Raw genomic sequence first — 23,191 nt, forward strand, 5'->3', positions numbered from 1 at the left:
TCCCGCGTTACAGCTCGGGAACGAAAGAAGCGGCCCCGGCCCGCCGAAGCGGGACCGGGGCCGTGTCAGACGCGAACTACTTCGCGGCGACCACCTGGAGGGTGATCACGGCGGTGACGTCGTCACGCAGGCGAACGGTCGCCTCGTGCTCGCCCACCGACTTGATCGCCGAGGTGATCTGGATCTTGCGCTTGTCGAGCTCACCGAGACCGGCGGCCTTGACCGCGTCGGCCACGTCGCCCGTCTTGACCGAACCGAACAGGCGACCCTCGGCACCGGCCTTGACGGCCAGCTTGACGGTGTTCGACTCGAGCGAGTTCTTCAGGGCCACGGCCTCTTCGTGGTCGTGGATCGCGCGGGACTCGCGAGCGGCGCGGATCGACGCGACCTGCTTCTCGCCACCGCGGCTCCAGGCCACGGCGAAGCCCTGCGGGATGAGGTAGTTGCGGGCGTACCCGCTCTTGACCTCGACAACGTCACCGGCGCTACCGAGCCCGGTGACCTCATTCGTGAGAATCAGCTTTGCCATCGGGTGCTCCTTAGCGGCCGGCGCCGGCGTAGGGCAGGAGAGCCATCTCGCGCGCGTTCTTGATGGCGCGGGCGATCAGGCGCTGCTCCTGCACGGAGACACCGGTGATACGACGGGCGCGGATCTTCCCGCGCTCCGAGATGAACTTGCGGAGGGTGGCGACGTCCTTGTAGTCGATGACGCCGACGCGGATCGCCTTCGCGGGGGCTGCGTTCTTCGCGCCCTTCCGCGGCTTGCGGCGGTCGCCAGTGGCCTTTCCAGCCATGCTTCCTTCTTTCGTGTGGGTTCGGATGCCAGGGGCGCGCACGGCGTCCGGACTCGGCATCCGTAATTTCGGGGGTCGTCACGCCGTGAGGCGTAGCGAGATCAGAACGGGGTGTCGTCTCCGTAGGAACCGGGAGTGCTCCACGCGTCGGCGCCGCCGCCCTGGTTCGACCCGGGGGTCGACCACGGCTCGTCGTTCGACTGCTGCACCTGCGGACGCTGCCCGCCGCCGCCACCGCCGCCGCCCGAGGAGGCGGCACGGGTGACCTGAGCGGTCGCGTAGCGGAGCGAGGGGCCGATCTCGTCGACCTCCAGCTCGATCGAGGTGCGGTTGTTGCCCTCGCGGTCCTGGTACGAGCGCTGCTTCAGGCGACCGGTCGCGATGACGCGGGACCCCTTCGTCAGCGATCCGGCGACGTGCTCGGCGAATTCGCGCCACACCGAGGCGCGCAGGAAGAGCGCCTCGCCGTCCTTCCACTCGTTCGCCTGACGGTCGAACGTGCGGGGGGTCGACGCGATGGTGAAGTTCGCCACCGGCAGCCCGTTCTGCGTGTACCGCAGCTCGGGGTCGGCCGTGAGGTTTCCCACGACGGTGATGACGGTTTCGCCGGCCATCGTCGTTACTTCGCAGCCTTCTCGGCGGACTCGACCTTGCGGGGAGCGGCAGCCTTGCGGGCAGCCTTCTCCTCGGAGCGCTTCGCCTCGGCGGCGACCTGCGCGATGGCTTCTTCCGCACGGAGGACCTTGGTGCGCATGATCTGCTCGCTCAGCTTCAGCTGGCGGTCGAGCTCCTGCGTGGCCTCGCTCGTGGCGGTGAAGTCGACGACGGCGTAGATGCCCTCGTTCTTCTTCTTGATCTCGTAGGCCAGACGGCGGCGTCCCCAGACATCCACCTTGTCGATGGTTCCCCCATCGTTGGTGATGACCTTGAGGAACCCGTCGAGCTTCGGAGCGACCTGGCGCTCGTCGACCTCGGGGTCGAAGATGACCATGAGTTCGTACTGGTGCGTCACTAACCCACCTCCTTCGGACTAGAACGGCTGACGGGCATTTCCCGGCAGCAGGAGGGTGTGGTGCACGTCGTCTCGGGCTTACACGCGCATGGGCGTCGCCAGACAACCTTCGTAGTCTAACGGATGCCACGGCCCTGTGCGGAACTGGCATCCATCGCCCCTCTCGGTAGCGTGGGGCCATGAGCGGTATCGCCCTGGACACCTCTGCCCTCACCGAGCCGGTCTCCCGCGCCGACGTGCGCGCATTCACCGCGAAGCTGCGACGCGAGGGCAAGCTGACGAGCATCGTCGTCACCGCCGTCGGGATCGTGGTCATCGGCGGCATCCTGCTCGTGGCGGCGGTGCTCATGGCATCCGTCGTCAGCTTCGGACTCCTCGCCGACAACGGACGCCCGAGTCCGATCGGCATCGGCTTCCTGCTGTTCTTCGTCGCCGTGATCGCCCTCGTCGCGTACACGTTGGTCGTGCTGTTCCGCGGCCGGGCGACGCGGCGGTACCGGCTCGCGCACTTCGCCGCGGCGAACGGGCTGACGTGGATCCCCGCGGTGTCCAGCCCCGACCTCCCCGGCATGATCTTCGCGCTGGGCCGCGACCGCGAGGCCACCGACGTCGTGCGCGGGTCGCTCGGCCGGCCGCTCGCGGTGGCGAACTACAGCTACAAGACCGGGTCGGGGAAGAACGAGCAGACGCACAAGTGGGCGTACGTCGAGCTGCGGCTCGACACTCCGCTCCCGCATATCGTCCTGGATGCCGTGGGCAACAACGGCCTGTTCGGCATGTCGAACCTGCCCACGACGTTCGGCCGCGACCAGCGGCTCAGCCTCGAGGGCGACTTCGACCGGTACTTCGCGCTGTACTGCCCGCGCGGATACGAGCGCGACGCGCTGTACCTCTTCACCCCCGACGTCATGGCCCGCTTCATCGACAACGCCGCGGCGGTCGACGTCGAGATCGTCGACGACCGCCTCTACCTGTACGCCCGCCGCGAGCTGTCGACCACCGACCCCGCGGTGTGGGAATGGATCGCCCAAACGGTGGATGCCATCGACGACAAGCTCGGCCAGTGGGCGCGGTGGCGCGACGAGCGGCTTGCCGCGGAGGCTGCGGGGGCCGCCGCTCCCCCGGTTTCGGCCTCGGGCTCGGCATCCCCTGTTCCGTTGCTGACGCCCCCGCCGGTCGGTGTCGCGCGCGAGGGCCGCCGGCTGCGCCGCGGCTTCTCGTGGATCACCGCGGTGTTCATCGTGCTGGGCGTCGGCTGGTGGCTGCTCACCATCGTGTTCGATGTGATCGGCCGGTAGGTTCCGCCCCGGCGTGACGTGCGGTCAGTGCGCCGACCAGCCGCCGTCCATGACGTAGCTCGTGCCGGTGACCATCGCGGCATCCGGGCCCGCGAGCCACAGCGCGAGCGACGCGACCTCGCTCGGCTCGACGAGCCGCTTGATCGCGGCATCCTTCAGCAGGACCGTTTCGAGAACTTCGGACTCCGGGATGCCATGCGCCCGCGCCTGATCCGCGAGCTGCTTCTCGACGAGCGGCGACCGCACGTACCCGGGGTCGATGCACACGCTCGTCACGCCGCGGGGGCCGCCCTCGAGCGCCGTGGTCTTGGACAGACCCTCGAGTCCGTGCTTCGCGGTGACGTACGCCGACTTGTATGCCGATGCGCGTATACCGTGCACACTCGACATGTTCAGCACGCGCCCGAAGCCGCGCTCGTACATGCCGGGGAGGGCGGCGCGGATCAACAAGAACGGCGCCTCGAGCATCAGCCGCAGCATGAACGAGAAGCGCTCGGGGGCGAACTCCTCGATCGGACTCACGTGCTGGATGCCGGCGTTGTTGACGAGGACGTCGACGTCGAGGCTGAGGTCGGCCAGGGCCGCCGTGTCCGACAGGTCGACCGCCCAGGAGCGCCCGCCGATCTCGTCCGCGAGCGCGGCGGCGCCCTCGGCGTTGAAATCGGCGACCGTCACGGTCGCGCCGGCCTCGGCGAACGCGCGCGCGATGGCGGCACCGATGCCGCTGGCACCGCCGGTGACGAGGGCGCGGCGTCCGCTGAGGTCGATGCCCATGGTTCTACTTCCCCCGCGCGGCGTCGGCGGCGTCGATGTCGCGCAGCGAGATGCCGCGCGTCTCCTTCAGCGACAGTACGGCGACCGAGGTCAGCACGCAGGCCGCCACGATGTACAACGCGATCGGCAGCCACGACCCGAAGTCGCGCAGCCACTGCGTCGCGAGGATCGGCGCGAGCGAACCGGCGAGGATCGCGGTGACCTGGGCGCCGAGCGAGACGCCCGAGTAGCGCATGCGCGTCGGGAAGAGCTCGGCCATGACGGCCGGCTGCGGCGCATACATGCCGGCGTGGAACACCAGCCCGATCGACACCGCGGCGACGATGACGACGGGGTTGAGCGTGTCGAACATCGGGAAGGCGAAGAACGCCCAGGTCGCGCTGAGGATCGCGCCGGCGAGGTACACGGGCTTGCGACCGATGCGGTCGGCGAGACGGCCGAGCGGGGGAATCACGGCGAAATGGATGACGTGCGCGATGAGGAGCGCGAGGAGCAGCTGGCTCGTGTCGTACGAGTGCACGAACTTCAGGTACACGATCGAGAAGCTGACGACGATGTAGTAGACGATGTTCTCCGCGAAGCGGATGCCCATCGCCTGCACGACGCCCTTCGGGTAGCGGCGCAGCACCTCGACGACGCCGAACGACGTCGCCTTCTCCTGCTCCACCTGCTTCTTGGCCTCGAGGAAGATCGGCGCCTCCTCGACGTGCGTACGGATGTAGAAGCCGACGAGCACGATCACGGCCGACAGCCAGAACGCGATGCGCCATCCCCAGTCGAGGAACGCCGCGGGCGAGAGCACGAACGAGGTCACGAGCAGCACAGTGGTCGCCAGCAGGTTGCCGACGGGAACCGCAGCCTGCGGCCAGCTGGCCCAGAACGCGCGCGACCGGTTCGGGCTCTGCTCGGCGACGAGCAGGACGGCGCCGCCCCACTCCCCACCGACGGCGAAGCCTTGGATGAAGCGAAGGGCGACCAGCATCGCGGGCGCCCAGTATCCGACGGAGGCGAAGCCGGGGAGGCAGCCCATCAGGAACGTGGCCGCACCGACGATGATGATCGTCGCCTGCAGCGTGGGCTTGCGACCGAACCGGTCACCGATCTGGCCGAAGACGATGCCGCCGAGCGGGCGGGCGATGAAGCCGACAGCGTACGTGACGAACGCGGCGATGATGCCGTCGAGGGGGGACCCCGACGACGGGAAGAAGAACGTGCCGAACACCAGGCTCGCGGCCGTGGCATAGAGGAAGAACTCGTACCACTCGACGACCGTGCCGGCCATCGAGGCGGCGACGACGCGGCGGATCTTGCTGGTCGGGATTTCGGGGGAGGCGCTGCGTTGCGCGGCGGCGGGGGATTCCATGCTGCTCCTTCGGTGTCGACGGTGACATCCGGTGACGAGTCTGCGGGGCTGATCGCGTTGCGGCAATGCCCAGACCTGCGGGTGCGATGTGCAGAATTGCACACATGGATGCCACGAACGTCCGCGCCGACGACCTGCTCATGCTCCTCGCGGTGGCGCGCACCGGCCGCTACACCGCCGCCGCACAGGTGCGCGGCGTCGACCACACGACCGTCGCCCGGAGGATCGCCGCCCTGGAGGACGCCCTCGGCGGGCGCGTCGTCGCCGCGTCCGGTCGCGGCTGGGAGCTGACGTCGCTCGGGCAGCACGCGGTCGAGACGGCCGGCCGCATCGAGGCGGCGATGTCGCGCCTGTCGGGCGGGGGAGAGGAGCCCGACCCCGTGTCGGGGGTCATACGGATGTCGGCGACGGACGGCTTCAGCGCCTACGTCGCGGCTCCCGCGATCGCAGCGCTGCGGCAACGGCATCCGGAACTCTCCGTCGAGATCGTCGCCACCCAGCGCCGGGCGGCCCTGCACCGCCCGGGCCTCGATCTCGAGGTGGTCGTGGGGGAGCCGCAGACCTCGCGCGGCGAGGCGACCCGCCTCGGCTCGTACACGCTCGGGATGTACGCCTCGCGGGCGTACCTCGAGCGGGAGGGGACGCCCCGCGACCTCTCAGAGCTGGAGCGGCACCGGCTGGTGTACTTCGTCGACTCGATGCTGCAGGTAGAGGCTCTCGATCTGCCCCGGCGGCTCGTTCCGCGCATGCGTGACGGCGTGACGTCGACGAACGTCTTCGTGCACGTGGAAGCGACACGGGTAGGTGCCGGAATCGGCATGCTTCCGTGTTTCGCCGCCGACCGACACGACGACCTCGTGCGGTTGCTCCCCGACCTCGTCGACGAACGGTTGCCGTACTGGATGATCGTGCGCGCGGATTCGCTACGGATCCCCGCCGTGGCGGCCCTCGCGGACGCGCTGCGCGCGCAGACCGCGGCCGCCCAGCACATGCTCGACGGGGCATAGACGGCTTCAGTTCGCGCCGGGCACCCCTATCGAGTGTCCAAGACACGCCGACCGGGCCTGTCGGCATCCGCGTGTCGTGGACACTCGACGTGGGCGTCAGCCCCGTGCGACTCCGATCGGGTCGCCCGTGCGGGCGAGGTCCGCCTCGATCTCGCGCACGATCGGGATGACGGTCTCTCCGAACCGCTCGAGCTCCTCCTGGAAGTGCAGGAATCCGAGGAGGAACAGGTCGACGCCGCGCTTCTTGTACTCGATGATCCGCTCGGCGATCTGCTGCGCGTCGCCGAAGAGCTGGGTGCGGAAGCCGTCGTTGTACTGCACGAGGTCCGCGACCGTGGAGTCGGCCCACATCCCCTTCTTGTCGGTGGTGGCGTTGCCCGCCTCCTGCACGCTCCGGCGGAATCCCTCGACGGCGCCGCCGTCGGCGTGCGCGATGATCTCGCGCAGTTGCTCTTCGGCTTCCGCGCGGCTGTCGCGCTGGATGACGAAGCCGTTCAGCCCGAATCGCGTGCGGCGTCCGTGCTCCGCCGCGATACGCGTGACGTCGTCGTACTGCTCGGTGAAGCCGTCGAAGTCCTTGCCGTTGGAGAAGTACCAGTCGGCGTAGGCGCCGCCGTTGAAGCGGGCCGCTGTCGAGTTGCCGCCCTGGAAGATGTCGGGGTGCGCACGCCCCGGCACCGCGTACGGGAAGGGTCGGAGCGTGAAGTCGGTGATGTCGTAGTACTTGCCGTGGAACGAGAACTTCTCCTGCGTCCACAGCCCGCGCAAGATCTGGATGAATTCCGCCGCCCGCTCATACCGCTCGTCATGCTCGAGCCATTCCAGACCGAGGTCGGTGTACTCGTCTTTGAACCAGCCGCTCACGACGTTGACCGCGGCGCGGCCGTGCGAGAACTGGTCGGCGGTGTTGATGAACTTCGCCAGGACGGCCGGATGCCAGATCCCGGGGTGGATGGCCGAGATCACCTTCAGCTTCTCGGTGGCCAGCAGCAACGCGAGGCTGATCGAGGTGGACTCGTGCTGCTGCGCGGCCCCGTAACTCGAGGCGTACCGCACCTGGCTGAGGGCGTACTCGAATCCGACACGCTCGGCCGTCCGGGCGAGCTCGACGTTGTAGTCGAGGCTCCAGCCGGTGCGTTGCTCGATCAAGCTGATCACGAGCCCGCCGCTGACGTTGGGGACCCAGTAGGCGAACTTCAGGGGCTCGTGCGTGGGGGCGGTGTCGGTCATGGGGTTCTCCTCGGGGATCGGAACCCGGCTACCGTCGCACTGCCCTCGTCGAGGGTCAACGACATGTGACGGACCGTGTCCTCGCATGACGACACACGCCGTTGGACCGGGTGAGGATGGATGCCATGACCTCCCCCCAGCGCGTGCGTTTCGGTTACTGGACCCCGATCTTCGGTGGCTGGCTCCGCAACGTCGACGACGAGCAGACGCCCGTGTCGTTCGCCCACATCGCCGAGATCGCGCGGGCGGCCGAAGAAGGCGGCTTCGATCTCACGCTGATCCCCGAGCTGAACCTCAACGACATCAAGGGCATCGAGGCGCCGTCGCTGGACGCGTGGGCCGTGACCGCGGGACTCGCGGCCGTCACCTCGACGCTGGAGCTGCTGGCGGCCGTGCGCCCCGGCTTCCACAACCCGTTCCACACGGCGAAGCAGGCCGCGACGATCGACGAGATCAGCGGCGGGCGCTTCACCCTCAACGTCGTGTCGGCCTGGTGGGCCGAGGAAGCGAAGCAATACGACGGGCTCTTCAGCGCCCACGACGACCGCTACGCCCGCACGATCGAGTGGGTCGAGGTGCTGCGTGGGCTGTGGACGCAGACGCCGTTCGCGTACGCGGGGGAGTACTACCGGACCGAGGGCACGTTCCTCGAGCCGAAGCCGCGGGTGATCCCGCGCCTGTATGCGGGCGGCGAGAGCGAAGCAGGCCGCACCGCCATCACGCGGTTCGCGGACGCCTACCTCACCCACGGCGGCACGCTCGACGAGCTCGAGGCGAAGGTCGCCGACATGCGACGTCGCCGCGCGGAGGCCGGCGCGAGCCCGTTCGAGGCGTTCGGGATGGCGGCGTACGGCATCGTCCGCGACACCGAGGAAGAGGCGCAGGCAGAGGTCGACCGGATCACCGACGTGCGCGGGGGAGCGGCCTACGGCTCGTACCAGGACTTCGTGAGCAAGTCGAAGCTCGACACCCCGGTCGACCTCAAGGAGTACTCGGTCTCGAACCGCGGCCTGCGCCCGAACCTCGTCGGCACGCCCGACCAGGTGGCCGAGCGCATCGTCGAGTTCGCGAACGTCGGCGTCTCGACGCTGCTGCTGCAGTTCTCGCCGCACCTGCCCGAGCTGCAGCGCTTCGCCGCCGAGGTCATCCCGCGCGTGCGCCGGCTGGAGGCGTTGCGCGACGCCTGAGGCGGGTGCTCCCCGGTTTCAGTGTCCAAGACACGCGGACCGCGCGCGGCGGCATCCGCGTGTCTTGGGCACTCAACGAGATTGCAACGCCCCGCGGCGGACCCGGGTTCGGCAGCCGTCAACGCCGCTCCTGCAGAGGTTCGGTGTCCAAGACACGCGGACCAACCCCCGCGGCACCCGCGTGTCTTGGACACTCAACGAGATGGCAACGCCCCGCGACGGACCCGGGTTCGGCGGCCCGTCAACGCCGCTCCTGCATAGGCTCGGTGTCCAAGACACACGGACCGCGCGCGGCGGCATCCGCGTGTCTCGGACACTCAACGGGGCAGGAAGCTGCCGGAGGCCCGCCGCGGCACGGCGCGGTCAGCGCGTGACGAGCGGGGCGTCCTGCTCGAGCAGCGCCCCGAGCCAGCGCGCGATCTGGCGCGGACCGGAACGGGGAGCGGATGCCTCGACGTCGGGGTTGTAGTTCGTGTTGGTGTTGACGTCGTAGGTGACGACGCGGCCGTCGCGGGTCTCGATGAACTCGATCCCGGCGACGCCGATGCCCTCGGCCGCGAGGAACGCGAGGTAGCGGTCGATGAGCGCGGGCTCGACGTCGTCGCGGAGGCGGAACAGCGGCTCGGGCTCCACGCCGTCGGCACCGGGGATCGCGCACGCCTCGGCCGGGCACAGCTCGAAGCTGCCCGCGCTCGTGTCGACACGCACGGCGTAGACGAACTCGCCCCCCACGAACTCGGCGCGCGTGATGAACGGCGCGCGTGCGACGAGCAGCTCCTGCAGCAGCGTGATCCCGTCGGGCGACGGCTCGAAGTCAGGGCTGTCGACCCACGCCGCGAACTCGGCGTGCGTCTCCCACCGGCGCACGCCCAGGCCCTTGCCGCCCTGGTTGTGCTTGCTGATGAACGGGGCCTCGAACTCGCGGGCCTTCGTGGCCAGCCCGGCCCGCCCGAACACGGCCGACGTGCGCGGCACCTCGATACCCGCGTGACGCAGAGCCGCGTGCTGGGCGACTTTGCTGACCTCGAGCTCGAGCACATCGGCGCCGTTCACGACGGTGCGACCCCACGATGCGAGCCAACGCAGCACAGCGCGACCGTACTCCTTGCTATCGCCGTGATCCCGCGTGTGCGCGGACGCGCTGAGCCGCGACCAGAACACACCCTCGGGCGGCTCGACGGAGAGATCGATGGACCCGTCGGTCAGCAGCCATTCCTCCAGCGGAATACCTTCCGCCTGGAATGCCGCCTCGAACGGCGGGAGCCATTGGGGGTTCTCATGGATCACGTACACACTGCCCGACATGTCGCCAGGCTAACCCGGCCCTCCGACACTCGGGCCGGTGGTCGTCACGGTCCGTCACGGCTCCGCGGCCTGGCGACCTGGCATCCGGATGTGTATCGTCGCAAGGCTGTGCCGTCGGAAGGGATGCCATGACCACCGAGTACCTCGATGCGAACCGCGCCAACTGGAACGAGCGTGCCACTCTGCATGCCGCTCGCGACGGGTCGGGATACGGCGTGCTGCGGTACGTCGAGGACCGCACCGCGCTGAGCGACGTCGTGCGGTTCGATGAGCCGCTGCTCGGCGACCTCACCGGGATGCGAGCCGTGCACCTCCAGTGCCACATCGGCACCGACACACTGTCGCTCGCTCGTCTGGGCGCGCGGGTGACAGGGCTCGACTTCTCGGAGAACGCGGTGGCCGAGGCGCGGCAGCTCGTCGCCGAGACGGGAGACGATGTCGATTTCGTCCGATCGGACGTTTTCCACGCGACCGATGTGCTGCCGACGGGGGAGTTCGACCTGGTCTACACGGGCATCGGTGCGCTGTGTTGGCTCCCCTCGATCACCGAATGGGCCGGCGTCGTCGCCGAGCTGTTGGCCCCCGGCGGCACGCTCCACATCCGCGAGGGGCATCCCGTGCTGTGGTCGATGAACGAGACGCTCCCGGGGCTCACCCTCGCGTTCCCGTACTTCGAGCAGCCCACACCCCTGGAGTGGGATGACGACAGCACCTACGTCGAGGTGTCGGCACCGCTGCAGTCCACGCGCACGTACGAGTGGAACCGCGGCCTCGGCGAGATCGTCACGGCGCTGCTCGATCGAGGCCTGAGGCTCGACGCGCTCATCGAGCACGACAGCGTGCCGTGGGAGGCGCTCCCCGGCCGCATGACCCTGCGCCCCGACGGCGAATACGCCCTCACCGAGCAGCCGTCGGTCATGCCGCTGAGCTACACGATCCGCGCGTCGAAGCCGGTGTGAGCGTGTCGCCGCGAAAACAGAACGAGCGCGGGGCTCTGGATGCCACCCGCCCCGCGTCCGCGCTCCTTGCGGCAGGCGCGCTCATCCTGACCGGCTGCGCGCCGACGCCGCTGCCGAGTTACGAGACGGTGCGCGGTCAGGCGCAGTCCGCGATGCAGCGCGTGGTCGACGAACTCCCCACCGGCCTCGAGATCGCGAAGAATCCCTCGGACGAGCCCTTCGGATGTTCGGGAGACGGGGTCTTCTACACGGGTCAGTGGACCATCGCGACGCCCGAGGGCTTTGACGGTCAGGCTTTCGTGGATCGACTGCCCGACGCCCTCGGCGAGGAGTTCCTCGTCGAGGAGACGGGGCTCGACCTCAACTATCCCTCCGTCAGCATGATCGCGACGGGCTACATGAACAGCACGCTCGACGTCTCTGTCCTCACACGCGACGAGGGAGTCGTCGTCGATATCCTCTCGACTTCGCGCTGCGCCCAGGATCCCGTGTCGCCCAGTCCGTAGACCCATGACGAACGTCACCCCCACGAGGTGACCCCCGCCCCAGGCGCGGGGCGCGCGGCCGGGCCAGCACGAGGACATGACCTCCTCCACCACCGCCCCCGCCGCGATCGACGCGCGCGGCGTCGTCGAGAGCTTCGGCTCCGTCCACGCCGTGCGCGCTTCTGCGCACGCAGGTTCCCGGATGCCGCGCCCTCATCGTCACGACCTTCGGCCGGCCGGGGTACCTTGCGCGGGCTATGCAGGCCGGGGCGTCGGGGTTCGTGGTGAAGGACACCCCCGCAGCGGAGTTGGCGGGTGCGGTGCGGGTGGCGGTGGAGCGGGGGCGGCTGTGACCGACCACGGATCGACGTGATTTCCACGGAATGGGATCGCATTCTCTAGATTCCGACCAGCCTGCATTCATGCAGAAAAATCGAGACAGGAAAATGAGCTCCTAAGCTCCGTCTCGGCCCGTTATGTTCGATTCATGGCCACGATCACGCCGGCGCAGCTCTCGATAGAGCTTCAGATTCCGCAGAAGCGAATCCGTGACTATCTACGCTCGCTCTACGGCACCCTCCCCAGCGAGGAGACCCGGCGGCAGCTCACAGATCAGCAGGCAGACGATGTGCGAGCACGGTTCTCGGGAGCGCCCGAGGGAGAAACGCGTTGGCTGCTCGAACCCGGCGATACCGTGCGCAGGCGATCGATGCATGTCGCGTACGGGGGCCAACAGCAAGGAGGTATTTCAACCCCGCGCAACCGTCCAGAAATTCTCATTTTCACCGACCCGGAGGCGGGCGCGAGGTTTGGGTACGACCGCTTCGAAGGCCTGCGCGAAGATGGTTCGTACGCCTACACAGGTGAGGGCCAGTACGGGCCACAAGAATTCGTTCGGGGGAACCGAGCACTCCGAGACGCCGAGCGCGATGGGAAGACCGTTCGTCTCTTTCGAACGAGGGGGACGTTAGCGACCTACGTGGGGGCATTCACCACTGGCTCTCCGACCCACACGATCGAGACCATTCCCGACGCCGACGGCAATCCGCGAAATGGCATCATCTTCAACCTCTTGCCGCTGAATGCTCGAGTGGATCTGCTCCCGGCCTACGGCGGAGAGCTCGAGTCCGCCGAGAGCCCTGTGAGCTATGTCGGGACGCCACGAGCGTGGAGTCCTCCCGAGTTCACGGATGTCATCGTCCCGGGGATGGCACAAGCGCCGGGCGAGCGTGTGACTTCCAGGGTCGAATTCGAGCTCCAGGCCGCATTCGGGGAATGGCTTCACACGGAGGGCACCCCACCCGCGCGGCTTCCACTCCGCGCCGGAAGCACGGTCATCGAGCCAGACATGTGGGTTCCGGGCAGGAATTGGATCGTGGAGGCGAAGCGCTCCACCGCACGGGGCCACGTGCGGATGGCAATCGGCCAGTTCCTCGATTACGCACACGTCGCTCGCAAGGCGAACCTGGCAGCGTTACCAGTGGTGCTTCTTCCGGGACCTCCAGAGATGGACCTTCGGGAGCTGATGGCCAACCTCGGGATCACTCTCGTCACGCGGACTGAGGACGGCTTTCTGGTTTCTCTCCCGAGTTAGGCGGAGACCGACAGCAGATGCACGGCCGGTAAGTCCGGGCCCGCCCATTCGAGCTCAAGCAAGCGGTCAATCGGAACCCACTCAAGTCGGTCGTGATCCGAGCTCGCCTCGGGTGCCGGGCCCACCAACTCGCACCGCAGGCAGCTCAGTCGGATAGTCACCTCTCCGAGGTCCGTGTCGTCGGTGGTCAGCTCTTCAATCACGCGCACATCGGTCGCCAACTCCTCGACGATCTCTCGTCGCAGCGCCTCGCTGAGTGTCTCCCCCTCCTCGACCTTCCCGCCGGGGAACTCCCATAGACCGCCGGCTGACTTTCCGGGGAGCCTGCGGCACGCGAGCACGGCACCGTCGCGCACGATCACAGCGGCCACGACGTGAAGGATTCGGCGCATACAAGGACGTTAGATGCCTTCGGGCCGGCTCCGGTAGACGAGCGCAACGGTCGCTAGCGGCGCCGCCAGTGCCAACACGACGGCCAACACACCGAACCATGATCCCTGCACGGTCATCGCATGTGAGCCACCCTGCTCCACGTACCCGCGAAACGTCGCTACGAGCGGCACTTCGACCGTTGCAGCCTGACTGAAGGACCAGGCCGCCGAGCCCATTGCCGCGATCCCGACGAGGCAAAACGCGATCACGAAGGAGCTCGCGAAGACGAAGACGCGGTCGAGGTTCCCCGCCATCGTCATCGCACGCACCGCGCAGTAAACCCGTTCCGCGTAGACAGCTCGGGATACATGTTCCGAGACCGGCAGTTGTTCCACCAGCTCACGACGATCCACGTTGCAACTCCCAATGCCAGTGCCGCGACGACGATCGCGGCAGCCGCGGTCACAACGATCAAGATCACGGGAAGCGGATCGGCAACGACCGGGTAGGAGATGTCCGCCACCCCGCGGTGTTCCACAACCTGGGTCAGGGTGTTCCCGCTGATCGAATAGTGGGTCGGAATGCTTCTCCCTGCAGCGTCCTTCGCCCACGCAGGCTCGAACGCTGCCTTGACGGTGCCCGTGGCATCGACGACCCGAGCACCTCCGTCTGCCGTGGCAACGAGCGAGTGATCGGCAGGCAGCGTCAGGGGATAGGCGAAGTGTTCATCAGCATCCTCGTTCTCGATCACCGAAAGGAGCTGGACGCCTCCTCGAACGGGGATCACCGCGTTAGCGCTGTCGCCCTCGGACGGGTAGGCAACGGCACCGTCGGCTGTGGGGGCTGCGTCCTGGGATCCCGCGGCGTTCGGCAGACCGATCTTCAGGCTGAAGTCGCCCGCTGTGAGGCGGACACCGTCCATAGGCTCGGCCGGAATCTCGACCTCCAGCGAAGCAGTTCCCGTTTCGACGGTTGTCTCCTGAGTCACGGCATCCCGAACGAGGCCACCGTTCACGCCCTCCAGAGCGTGCCCAACCTCCTGAGAACTGATGGTCGCGTCGTCGGCATCGTCGGTAGCTCGCGCCTGGTCATGAGGGTTGATGACGGTGGTGGCGATGATCGCTGCAGATACGGCAACGGTCGCAATGAAGTGACGCCCGAAGCGTCGGTTGAGGACATTCATGTCTTGCTCCAACTGCCCGTAAGAGTGATGAACGAGCGACACGCTAGCGGGAAACGAATGTCTGCATGTGCTTCGATCTCGCGATTTCACCCTCGCCACACCAATCTCGGATGCGGTCGTCAAGATGGATCGCGGCGGCAGGGTGGTCGAGGCCGCTCGCGCGTCCCGAGCGACCGTGGCGCTGCTCGACATTGAGATGCCCGGGATCGACGGCACCGCTGCCGCGCCTCTGCTGCGCACGCAGGTTCCCGGATGCCGCGCCTTCATCGTGACGACCTTCGGCCGTCCCGAGTATCTCGCGAGGGTCCTGGTTGTCCCTTCGGCGTCACGCAGAGGAGGTCCAGGGACCGACGCCCTCGCGCGGCTGTCCTATGTAGCCGACGAGCTCCACTTGTCCCAGGGCGCACCGGCGGGCGACGGGGACTCGTATCTGGCAGCCTAGGGTCGCAAGAGCGAACCTTCGCCTGTTCCGCCTCCCACGAAGAATCGACGGTGAGGCCCTGATGCTCGACGCCTACACCCCGATATAGTCGGCACACCGAGGGGGAGGTAGCGCGTGCTCCACACACAGTTGGTTCAAGGTGTCCGGCCGAATTCGGCAACCTTGGGCGGTCAGTGGATGTCGGACCTCTACTTGCGGTCGATGGGGCACCTGGAGCGTTTGAAGACCGCGCCGACGACGGAGAGCGCGGAAGCACTCCTCGGAATCCCGGCGTCAACCTACTTCTACGTCGGTCGACCTCATCCTCATTTCGGCGAGGTCGTGGCACAGGTACGCCTACGCGCCAGCGCTGTTGGCGCGAGAGCGAGGGTCTCGCCTTTCGACACCGGCGGCCTAGCCACGCGTAAGATTTCCCTGCAGCCCGGCAGCGACCTAGCACCCATACTCCGTCGTCACTCCTTTCATCCTCGATGGTTCGGGATTCGATTTTGGGCTTGGATTTCCAGGGCGTATGAGGCCGCGAGCGCATACATACGTGGTGACCGACCCAAGATTGGCTCCGTGCCGGAGTTTGAACTGGCCGCGTGCGCCGACCAGGCGTGGACCTGGGAGTGCCGCGTCCCTAAGCGCGATTTACGCCCGCGAGCCTTCATACCGGCACGGCTCTACCTCTCAGAGGGGAAGCTTGACGGATACATGGCGTGGCTTCAGCGTGAATTGCCGCTCGAGCGCCAAGCTATGGCTGAGCACTTACGATGGATAGGTGACTGCGTACTGGAGGTTGCAAGTCCCGTGGACAGCATGACCCAGGCGCTCGCAACGGGGGACCATGTCTGATCAGCTCAAGCTAGTAGGTTTCGCCTCGACGGTTGATGGGGTCGACGGCCAGATCTATGAAGCTGCACCCGTCTTCAGCGACCGCCCGGATCGCCTGATGGTCGCTCGCGGGCTCGACTGGGACGTCAGCGGCTCTCACGAAGTGAGCGTTGGGGATGAAGGGTATATCCACTTCATCCCCACTCACGATCAAGTTGTAGTCCAGCCAGGCTGGACTGTGTGGATAGCCGGCGCCGATTTCGCATCCGGACTGCAGGGCTGCAGCAATACGCGCCGTCAGGCCGTTTCGATGATGCTGTGGGGCCGACTGGCTCTACGCGGTCTCCGTTGGCACGCTGGGCCAAGGTCTGAATTTGCGGAGTTTGTTGCGGGTCTGGAGGCGGACCTACGGGCAGCATTGTATGAAGCCATATTTGACCGCGAGGAACTCACTCACGGGGAAGCATCGATCATCCATAATCTTTACAGTGTGCTCCCGTTGAAGGAGCGCACTGACCGCTCGATTGCCTCCGGCGTCTATTTCTCCGAGATCCGAGATATCGCGAGGTACGACTTCACCCGATCAGTGGCAGTTGACGTCTACCGCTGCTTCCCCAGCAATGCTGAATTTGATCAATCCGTCGACGCGATGCGAGCAGAACTGAAACGCCCCCGACTGAGCGAGACGGGAAGGTCGAGCCCTGACCGGGAAGACATGAGCACCGTACTCATGTCTCTTCTAAGTCGACTGAGCGATGGCGCAATTAGCAGGACGGGCCAGAGCTGGCTGCAGGAACTTCAGCTGCCGGTTGCGTACTGGCCGTCACGGGATGCCGATATCAACAGCCTGGCGCAAACCACGAGGGACAGGCCATGACTCAAGAGACCGGCAGCGCTGAGGACGCAAATACGGGCGCCTCAGAAGAGAGCGACCCCTTCGAGGCCCTATTCAACGTCTCTAGGCGTGAACAAGAGCGGAATGCGGCGGCATACAGAGAAGTAGCATCCTCGCCCGACTACCCAGAACTTCTGCGCGACGCGTTGCGCACCTTGCAGGAAAGCTACACGCCGCGTAAAGGTGAGCTCGTGCAGTGGCGGAAGTACCTGCAGCCACGCCCCTACCCCGCCGCGGGGAAGCCCGGAATAGTTCTAGAGATCCTCGAGAAGCCCGTAGATGTTGACGACCAGGGTCGGCCGTTAGGGTTCCCGCATGACGTCCGCGTGGGGTATCTAGACGGCCGCGCCAACTTGCGGACGTTTCTCACGTCCAGCACTCGCTTGATGAAATGGACAGACCAGACAGAGTAGGCCCCGACCCACACGCGCCAACGGCGGCGATATCCCCACCACGGGAAGAGCGCCTGCAGCGCGCAGATGCGCCGTGCTTGCTCACGGTCCAAACAAGTGGTTCATGGCGCCTAACCCCCTGGGCGCCCCCTCTGGACGCGCTTTTTACTGCCTCGGTTACCCCCTCGGCCGCCGGCACCGTGGCGCGTCCGATCGGCCCCGTGCAGGCGTCCCACCACTAGAGAGACTACGGCGAGTTCCGCATGCACTCTGCACATCTGGTGGCAGCGGCTGCGCTTCTCTAGCCTCAGAAAGCACGCCCGACCTGGGACTAGCGAAGCAGTCGAGAGTCCGCAGATACTCCTGGCAGCGCACGACTGAAATCGTGAGGTCATACAGCAGCTTCCTAAACTCCCACCCCGAACGCCACCGCCTCCTCCTCCGTCAGCATCCGCGACCGGATGAGGAACCGCATCCCCGTCGGCCCCTCCACCGAGAACCCGGCGCCGCGCCCCGGCACCACGTCGATCGTGAGGTGCGTGAACTTCCAGTACTCGAACTGCGACTCCGACATGTAGACCTCGACGGGGTCGTCGAGGTCTACGTCGATCGAGCCGAGGTGCACGTCGCTGGGGCCGGTGAGGAACATCCCCACCGGGTAACACATGGGGGAGCTACCGTCGCAGCAGCCGCCCGACTGGTGGAACATCAGCGGGCCGTGCTTGGCCGTCAGGTCGCGCAGCAGCGCGGCCGCGGCATCCGTCACGTCCACGCGTGAGAGGTCTGACATCCGTTCTTCTCCTTCGAATCCGGAAATGGGTGTGACCCCCGGGCGCGAACCCGGGGGTCACTGAGCGCCGGCGACCCGCCGCCCCGACGCTCCGTCGATCAGAAGAAGCCCATCGCGCCCTCGGCGTACGACACGAGCAGATTCTTCGTCTGCTGGTAGTGGTCGAGCATCTTGAGGTGGTTCTCGCGGCCGATGCCCGACTGCTTGTACCCGCCGAACGCGGCGTGCGCGGGGTACTGGTGGTAGGTGTTGGTCCAGACGCGTCCGGCCTCGATGGCGCGGCCGGCGCGGTAGGCGGTGTCGCCGTTGCGGCTCCAGACGCCGGCGCCGAGGCCGTAGAGCGTGTCGTTCGCGATCGAGATGGCGTCGTCGAACGAATCGAACGACGTAACCGAGAGCACCGGACCGAAGATCTCCTCCTGGAAGATCCGCATGTCGTTCGTGCCCTCGAACACGGTGGGCTGCACGTAGTAGCCGCCCGACAGCTCGCCGCCGAGGTCGACCCGCTCCCCGCCGGTGAGCAGCTTCGCGCCGCCGGCCTTGCCGATCTCGATGTACGACAGGATCTTCTCGAGCTGGTCGTTCGAGGCCTGCGCACCGATCATCGTCTCGGGGTCGAGCGGGTTGCCCTGCTTCACCTTGCCGACGCGCGCCAGGCCGTCGCCGAGGAACTGGTCGTAGATCGACCGCTGGATCAGCGCCCGCGACGGGCACGTGCACACCTCGCCCTGATTGAGGGCGAAGAGCGTGAAGCCCTCGAGCGCCTTGTCGTAGTACGCGTCGTCGGTCGCGCGAGCCACGTCTTCGAAGAAGAGGTTCGGGCTCTTGCCTCCGAGCTCGAGCGTCACCGGGATGAGGTTCTGCGACGCGTACTGCATGATCAGGCGACCCGTGGTGGTCTCACCCGTGAAGGCGACCTTGCGGACGCGCTTGTGCTGCGCGAGCGGCGCCCCCGCCTCGATGCCGAAGCCGTTGACGATGTTCACGACACCGGCCGGCAGCAGGTCGCCGATGATGTCGAACAGGAACAGCAGCGACGCCGGCGTCTGCTCGGCCGGCTTGATCACGACGCAGTTGCCCGCGGCGAGCGCGGGGGCGAGCTTCCACGCGGCCATGAGGATCGGGAAGTTCCACGGGATGATCTGCGCGACCACACCGAGCGGCTCGTTGAAGTGGTACGCGACGGTGTTCTCGTCGAGCTGGCTGAGCGACCCCTCCTGCGCCCGCAGCACACCCGCGAAATAACGGAAGTGGTCGACGGTCAGGGGAATGTCGGCGGCGAGCGTCTCGCGCACCGGCTTGCCGTTCTCCCACGTCTCGGCGACCGCGATCATCTCGAGGTTCTGCTCGATGCGGTCGGCGATCTTGTTCAGGATGACGCTGCGCTCGGCGGGCGTGGTCTTCTTCCACGACGCGAACGCCTTCCACGCGGCATCCACCGCCCGGTCGATGTCGGCGGCGTCACCACGGGCGATCTCGCAGAACGGCTTGCCGGTGACGGGAGTGATGTCTTCGAAGTACTCACCGCTGTGCGGGGCGACCCACTCGCCGCCGATGTAGTGCCCGTACCGCTCGCGATACTGGGCGACGGCCCCGCGCTGTCCGGGGGCGGCGTAGACGCTGGAAACGCCTTCTTCGACGATGGTCATGCGTGTCTCCTTCGACGGTCATGAACGCCGCGACGGCTCCGGGCGGCGATGCGCCGAACGTACGCCGGGGGAGGTTGCATCGGGTTGCAACGGGTCGGGGCCGTGAGAGCACGGGGTCGGGACCGCGAGATCACACGTTCCGTTCGAGAGCACACGTTTCGGCCGCGCACAACGTGTGCGCTCGCACGGATCGTGTGTTCTCGGCGCCGCACCGCCCTCGACACGGCACCGTCGCAGACACCGCACCGGCCGCACGACCCCGCGCGCTCACCCGACGCCGCGCACCACCCCGCCCCGCACCGCCGTGCGCCCACCCGACGCCGCAGCCGCCGAACGGCGCACGCCGCACCGCGCCGCACGACCACGCGGAAACGACGGATGCCGCGACCCTGAGGCCGCGGCATCCATTCGGCTTCTACGCGTCGGCGTCGACCAGCACCGACCGTAGCGGCGGGACGTTCACCTCGTGCAGGTCGACGTCGTCGAGGCGCTCTATGCTCACCACGCGCGGGGCGATCACGCGGTCGTCGGCCACGATCCAGCTGCCGACGAGGAGGAAGCGGTCGTTGCCCGCGGTGATCGGACCCGTCACGGCGAACGTCGCGGCGGTCGGCGTGACGAACGTGACCCGCACCGGCGTGCCGTGGGGGAGGGTCGAGGGGTCGACGACGTCAGCGGAAAGCGCCGGCTCGGGAGCCGCGATGCCGAGGTCGATGCGCTGAATCTCGGCGCTGGTCGCGAGGATTACGTCTCCGACGAGCGGCTGCCCGCCCACGCCGATGCGGACAGCGCCCTCGATCGCGTACAGACCGTAGCGCGGCGACCGCACCAGGACGCGGGCGATGTCACCCGCCTTCACCTCGGCGACTGCCTCGCGGATGCGCCCCACATCACGTCGGGCGCGAGCTGCCGAGAAGATGTCGAGCGTCTGTTCGTCCATGCATTCAGCGTAACCAGGGCCTCCGACATCAGTCCCGTTCCAGGCGCTCGATCCGCGAGACGAGCCCGGCGCGCTTGGGCGACCGGGCGGGCAGCATGCCGAGGCACAGCCGCAGCACCTCGGCATCCTCTCGACCGTCGACGGTGTCGGCGTACGCGAGCAGCACGTCGAGCCCCGCTTCCTCGATGAGCGCTTCGCGCAGCGCCTGGCGCACCGACTCCCGCACCTCGGCCACCCCGGGCGCCACCGAATCCGGCAGCACCGGCCCGCGGTAGGCGGCGAGCGCGACGCGGTGCGCCCCGCGATCGAGCAACGACACGACCTGCTGGGCGTCGGTTTCGAGGCCGTCGGGCAGCCGGTACGGGCGGGATGCCGGGACCAGGGCGGGCGCGAGGGGCTCGAGGACCTTCCGCAGCCGCACCATCTCGGGGCGCAGCGTCTCGGTCGCGGGGTGCCCGTACACGGCTTCGCTCAGGGCCTCCGCCGACAGGCCCTCGCGGTGAACGGCGAGAAGCAGCAGGATCTCGGCGTGCCGCGCGCCGAGCTCGACCACCGTCTCACCGGACTCGCCGGACACCTCGAGCAGCGCCCGATCCCGCCCGAGGATCCGTAACAGCGCGCGCGTCCCGGGGGAGCGCCGAGGTCGACGCGGCGGGGGATTCTGATGCGCCCGGAGCCGGCCGACGAGGATCTCGCTCTCGATCGCCCGGGCCGTGGCATCCACCAGCAATTGGGCCTGCGGAGTCACGGCCTCGGGTCCGCCCGTGACGTCGATCATGCCGAGCAGCCGCCGCGTTTCGGGATCGTGCACGGGCGCCGCGGTGCACGACCACGGCTGCACGAGCCGATTGAAGTGCTCGGCGCCGCGGATCTGCACCGACCGGTCGAGCGTCAACGCCGTACCGGGGGCTGAGGTGCCCACGGCATCCTCCGACCAGTTCGCCCCGGCCACGAACCCCATGTCGCCCGTGAGCGTGCGGATGTGCCGATCACCCTCGACCCACAGCAGGCGCCCGGCCGCATCTCCCACGGCGACGACGACGCCCGAGTCCTCCGCCGACCCCGGCAGCAGCAGCGCGCGGACCATGTCCATCACCCCGGCGAGCGGGTGCGCGCGCCGATACGCCTCGAGCTCCTCGGAGGCGAGGTCGAGCGTCGGCAGACCCTCCGGACCGACGAGGGATGCCAACGACCTCCGCCACGACTCCCGCACCAGCGGGCGCACGTCGCTGAGGCGCCGATCCTCGTTGCCGGCGAGCAACTCGTCGTGGGCGCGCGCGATGATCAACCCCGAGGTCTCGGGGGACACGGTCGGACGCGACCACGGAGAAGGCACCGAACTCCCATCGACGGTGACGGAGGTGGGACCAGTGTAGGTGCGTGCAACCGCGGACGGGAGGGTTCGCGGCGGGATGCCAGGACCCGGGCGTCACGGTGTGCTCGCGGAAGCCGCGCGGTAGCCCCGCGGCCACTGTTGAGACCGATTCCCAACTGGCGAGAACAGCCGTCAACCCCCGCCACCACGACCCGTCCGCGACGGCACCGTGGAGGAACGGACACACCGAGAGGAAGGACAGCCATGAAGGCAGTGCAGTACCGCGAGATCGGTAAAGGACCCGAGGTCGTCGAGATCGAAGAGCCCCACCCCGGCCCCGGCCAGGTGCGTCTGAAGGTGACCGCCGCGGGCCTCTGCCACTCCGACTGGTTCGTGATGGACCTCCCGGAGGAGCAGTACACGTATGGCCTTCCGCTGACCCTCGGCCACGAGGGTGCCGGCGTGGTCGACGAGCTGGGCGAGGGCGTCGAGGGCGTGAATGTCGGCGAGGCCTACGCGATCTACGGACCGTGGGGATGCGGCCGCTGCCACGCCTGCGCGAAGGGCGCCGAGAACTACTGCCCGTACGCCGCCGACATGGGCATCACCCCGCCCGGACTCGGGGCTCCGGGCGCGATGGCCGAGTACGTCATCGTCGACGACCCGCGTCACCTCGTGCCGCTGGGCGACCTCGACCCCGTCGAGACCGTGTCGCTCACCGACGCCGGCCTCACTCCGTACCACGCGATCGTCGCCGCGAAGGAGAAGCTGTACCCCGGGGCCACGGCCGTCGTGATCGGCGTCGGCGGTTTGGGGCACGTGGGCGTGCAGATCCTCCGTGCCATCACGCAGGCCACCGTCATCGCGGTCGACCTCGGCGAAGACAAGCTCGCGCTCGCCCGCGAGGTCGGCGCGCACCACACGGTGACCTCGGACGAGCACGCCGCCGAGCGCATCCGCGAGCTGACGAACGGCCTCGGAGCCACCGCCGTGTTCGACTTCGTCGGCGTGCAGCCCACGATCGACCTGGCGCGGGAGGTCGCCGCGCTCGACAGCTTCATCCACATCGTCGGGATCGGCGGTGGCATCCTCCCCGCCGGCTTCTTCTCGACGCCGATGGGTGCCGCGGTGCGGGCGCCCTACTGGGGCACCCGCAGCGAGCTCGTCGAGGTTCTCGATCTCGCGCGCAGCGGCGCCGTCGGCGTCCACGTCGAGCGGTACGGCTTCGATTCGGCCGTCGATGCCTACCAGCGCCTGCACCACGGCGAGGTGCGCGGCCGCGCGGTCATCGTTCCGTAACCGCGGCATGGAGGGGGTGGCATCCGGTTCGGGATGCCACCCCCTCGGCGTTCCCGCATCTCGCACCGTCGGCCGCTTAAGCCAAGCCGC

At 67.8% G+C, this 23,191-nt stretch carries 24 protein-coding genes and 1 pseudogene; 10 read left to right on the plus strand and 15 right to left on the minus strand.

The window, feature by feature from the left end; all coding sequences use genetic code 11:
• Window positions 1-76: 76 nt before the first annotated feature.
• From rplI to rpsF, 4 genes are all read right to left on the minus strand, one after another.
• Complete coding sequence (gene rplI / locus D8Y23_RS06745) at window positions 77-529, minus strand: 50S ribosomal protein L9 (protein ID WP_128217398.1); 453 nt, start codon at window positions 527-529, stop codon at window positions 77-79.
• 10 nt (window positions 530-539) lie between these two features.
• Window positions 540-794 carry a 30S ribosomal protein S18 gene (rpsR, locus tag D8Y23_RS06750; RefSeq protein ID WP_013584646.1) on the minus strand — a complete coding sequence of 85 codons (255 nt, stop codon included), beginning with the start codon at window positions 792-794 and terminating at the stop codon, window positions 540-542.
• 101 nt (window positions 795-895) lie between these two features.
• Window positions 896-1,408 carry a single-stranded DNA-binding protein gene (locus tag D8Y23_RS06755; protein WP_128217399.1) on the minus strand — a complete coding sequence of 171 codons (513 nt, stop codon included), beginning with the start codon at window positions 1,406-1,408 and terminating at the stop codon, window positions 896-898.
• Between the two features lie 5 nt (window positions 1,409-1,413).
• Complete coding sequence (rpsF, locus tag D8Y23_RS06760; RefSeq protein WP_128217400.1) at window positions 1,414-1,806, minus strand: 30S ribosomal protein S6; 393 nt, start codon at window positions 1,804-1,806, stop codon at window positions 1,414-1,416.
• A 179-nt stretch (window positions 1,807-1,985) separates the two neighbouring features.
• Here rpsF and D8Y23_RS06765 point away from each other — a divergent pair, with 179 nt between their 5' ends.
• Window positions 1,986-3,104, plus strand: coding sequence for a hypothetical protein (locus D8Y23_RS06765; protein ID WP_128217401.1), 1,119 nt, complete (start codon window positions 1,986-1,988; stop codon window positions 3,102-3,104).
• A gap of 24 nt (window positions 3,105-3,128) precedes the next feature.
• Here the strand turns inward: D8Y23_RS06765 and D8Y23_RS06770 are convergent, their stop codons facing one another.
• Window positions 3,129-3,878, minus strand: coding sequence for a 3-hydroxybutyrate dehydrogenase (locus tag D8Y23_RS06770; protein ID WP_128217402.1), 750 nt, complete (start codon window positions 3,876-3,878; stop codon window positions 3,129-3,131).
• A gap of 4 nt (window positions 3,879-3,882) precedes the next feature.
• Complete coding sequence (locus D8Y23_RS06775; RefSeq protein ID WP_164878155.1) at window positions 3,883-5,241, minus strand: MFS transporter; 1,359 nt, start codon at window positions 5,239-5,241, stop codon at window positions 3,883-3,885.
• A 104-nt stretch (window positions 5,242-5,345) separates the two neighbouring features.
• Here D8Y23_RS06775 and D8Y23_RS06780 point away from each other — a divergent pair, with 104 nt between their 5' ends.
• Complete coding sequence (locus tag D8Y23_RS06780) at window positions 5,346-6,248, plus strand: LysR family transcriptional regulator (protein ID WP_240663821.1); 903 nt, start codon at window positions 5,346-5,348, stop codon at window positions 6,246-6,248.
• Window positions 6,249-6,344: 96 nt separating this feature from the next.
• On the opposite strand, the gene sfnG is transcribed toward D8Y23_RS06780, so the two are convergent.
• Window positions 6,345-7,478 (minus strand): dimethylsulfone monooxygenase SfnG, encoded by a 1,134-nt coding sequence (sfnG, locus tag D8Y23_RS06785; protein ID WP_128217403.1) that lies wholly within the window; start codon window positions 7,476-7,478, stop codon window positions 6,345-6,347.
• Window positions 7,479-7,603: 125 nt separating this feature from the next.
• On the opposite strand from sfnG, the gene D8Y23_RS06790 reads away from it, so the two are divergent.
• Window positions 7,604-8,665: an LLM class flavin-dependent oxidoreductase gene (locus D8Y23_RS06790; protein WP_205796934.1), complete on the plus strand. Its 1,062-nt coding sequence runs from the start codon at window positions 7,604-7,606 to the stop codon at window positions 8,663-8,665.
• Window positions 8,666-9,028: 363 nt separating this feature from the next.
• Here D8Y23_RS06790 and D8Y23_RS06795 read toward each other — a convergent pair whose 3' ends face one another.
• Entirely contained in the window at window positions 9,029-9,970 is a 942-nt protein-coding gene (locus tag D8Y23_RS06795) for an ATP-grasp domain-containing protein (RefSeq protein WP_128217404.1), read from the minus strand.
• Between the two features lie 128 nt (window positions 9,971-10,098).
• Between D8Y23_RS06795 and D8Y23_RS06800 the strand changes: the two genes are divergently transcribed.
• The 4 genes and pseudogenes from D8Y23_RS06800 to D8Y23_RS06815 all read left to right on the plus strand — a co-directional run bounded on the left by D8Y23_RS06800 (window position 10,099) and on the right by D8Y23_RS06815 (window position 13,008).
• Window positions 10,099-10,929, plus strand: a complete 831-nt coding sequence (locus D8Y23_RS06800; RefSeq protein ID WP_128217405.1) for a class I SAM-dependent methyltransferase — start codon at window positions 10,099-10,101, stop codon at window positions 10,927-10,929.
• 2 nt (window positions 10,930-10,931) lie between these two features.
• Window positions 10,932-11,435: a hypothetical protein gene (locus D8Y23_RS06805; protein WP_128217406.1), complete on the plus strand. Its 504-nt coding sequence runs from the start codon at window positions 10,932-10,934 to the stop codon at window positions 11,433-11,435.
• Between the two features lie 161 nt (window positions 11,436-11,596).
• Window positions 11,597-11,740: pseudogene (locus D8Y23_RS17085) on the plus strand (DNA-binding response regulator); the annotation flags it as partial.
• A 161-nt stretch (window positions 11,741-11,901) separates the two neighbouring features.
• The gene (locus D8Y23_RS06815) at window positions 11,902-13,008 is read left to right on the plus strand and encodes a hypothetical protein (protein WP_128217407.1); all 1,107 of its coding nucleotides are present in this window, start codon (window positions 11,902-11,904) and stop codon (window positions 13,006-13,008) included.
• Here D8Y23_RS06815 and D8Y23_RS06820 read toward each other — a convergent pair.
• From D8Y23_RS06820 to D8Y23_RS06830, 3 genes are read right to left on the minus strand one after another with little or no spacing between them, the layout of a single operon-like run.
• Window positions 13,005-13,400 carry a (deoxy)nucleoside triphosphate pyrophosphohydrolase gene (locus D8Y23_RS06820; protein WP_128217408.1) on the minus strand — a complete coding sequence of 132 codons (396 nt, stop codon included), beginning with the start codon at window positions 13,398-13,400 and terminating at the stop codon, window positions 13,005-13,007. The two genes, D8Y23_RS06815 and D8Y23_RS06820, sit on opposite strands and share 4 nt — an antisense overlap.
• A 9-nt stretch (window positions 13,401-13,409) precedes the next feature.
• Window positions 13,410-13,700 carry a hypothetical protein gene (locus D8Y23_RS06825; RefSeq protein ID WP_128217409.1) on the minus strand — a complete coding sequence of 97 codons (291 nt, stop codon included), beginning with the start codon at window positions 13,698-13,700 and terminating at the stop codon, window positions 13,410-13,412.
• Complete coding sequence (locus tag D8Y23_RS06830; protein WP_128217410.1) at window positions 13,697-14,563, minus strand: hypothetical protein; 867 nt, start codon at window positions 14,561-14,563, stop codon at window positions 13,697-13,699. The genes D8Y23_RS06825 and D8Y23_RS06830 overlap by 4 nt, the downstream gene beginning before the upstream one ends.
• 1,271 nt (window positions 14,564-15,834) lie before the next feature.
• Here D8Y23_RS06830 and D8Y23_RS06840 point away from each other — a divergent pair.
• Together D8Y23_RS06840 and D8Y23_RS06845 are read left to right on the plus strand one after the other, a co-directional pair.
• The gene (locus tag D8Y23_RS06840; protein WP_128217412.1) at window positions 15,835-16,698 is read left to right on the plus strand and encodes a hypothetical protein; all 864 of its coding nucleotides are present in this window, start codon (window positions 15,835-15,837) and stop codon (window positions 16,696-16,698) included.
• Window positions 16,695-17,129, plus strand: a complete 435-nt coding sequence (locus D8Y23_RS06845) for a hypothetical protein (RefSeq protein WP_128217413.1) — start codon at window positions 16,695-16,697, stop codon at window positions 17,127-17,129. Before D8Y23_RS06840 ends, D8Y23_RS06845 begins: the two co-directional genes overlap by 4 nt.
• A 385-nt stretch (window positions 17,130-17,514) precedes the next feature.
• Here D8Y23_RS06845 and D8Y23_RS06850 read toward each other — a convergent pair whose 3' ends face one another.
• From D8Y23_RS06850 to D8Y23_RS06865, 4 genes are all read right to left on the minus strand, one after another.
• Window positions 17,515-17,898 (minus strand): DUF779 domain-containing protein, encoded by a 384-nt coding sequence (locus D8Y23_RS06850; RefSeq protein ID WP_128217414.1) that lies wholly within the window; start codon window positions 17,896-17,898, stop codon window positions 17,515-17,517.
• A gap of 98 nt (window positions 17,899-17,996) precedes the next feature.
• Complete coding sequence (exaC, locus tag D8Y23_RS06855) at window positions 17,997-19,547, minus strand: acetaldehyde dehydrogenase ExaC (protein ID WP_128217415.1); 1,551 nt, start codon at window positions 19,545-19,547, stop codon at window positions 17,997-17,999.
• A gap of 415 nt (window positions 19,548-19,962) precedes the next feature.
• Entirely contained in the window at window positions 19,963-20,487 is a 525-nt protein-coding gene (locus D8Y23_RS06860; protein WP_128217416.1) for a hypothetical protein, read from the minus strand.
• A 28-nt stretch (window positions 20,488-20,515) separates the two neighbouring features.
• The gene (locus tag D8Y23_RS06865) at window positions 20,516-21,823 is read right to left on the minus strand and encodes a GAF domain-containing protein (RefSeq protein ID WP_128217417.1); all 1,308 of its coding nucleotides are present in this window, start codon (window positions 21,821-21,823) and stop codon (window positions 20,516-20,518) included.
• A gap of 243 nt (window positions 21,824-22,066) precedes the next feature.
• Here D8Y23_RS06865 and D8Y23_RS06870 point away from each other — a divergent pair, with 243 nt between their 5' ends.
• Entirely contained in the window at window positions 22,067-23,101 is a 1,035-nt protein-coding gene (locus D8Y23_RS06870) for an NAD(P)-dependent alcohol dehydrogenase (RefSeq protein ID WP_128217418.1), read from the plus strand.
• Window positions 23,102-23,191 lie beyond the last annotated feature (90 nt).

Source organism: Microbacterium enclense (genome assembly GCF_004022425.1).
GTDB lineage: Bacteria > Actinomycetota > Actinomycetes > Actinomycetales > Microbacteriaceae > Microbacterium > Microbacterium enclense_A.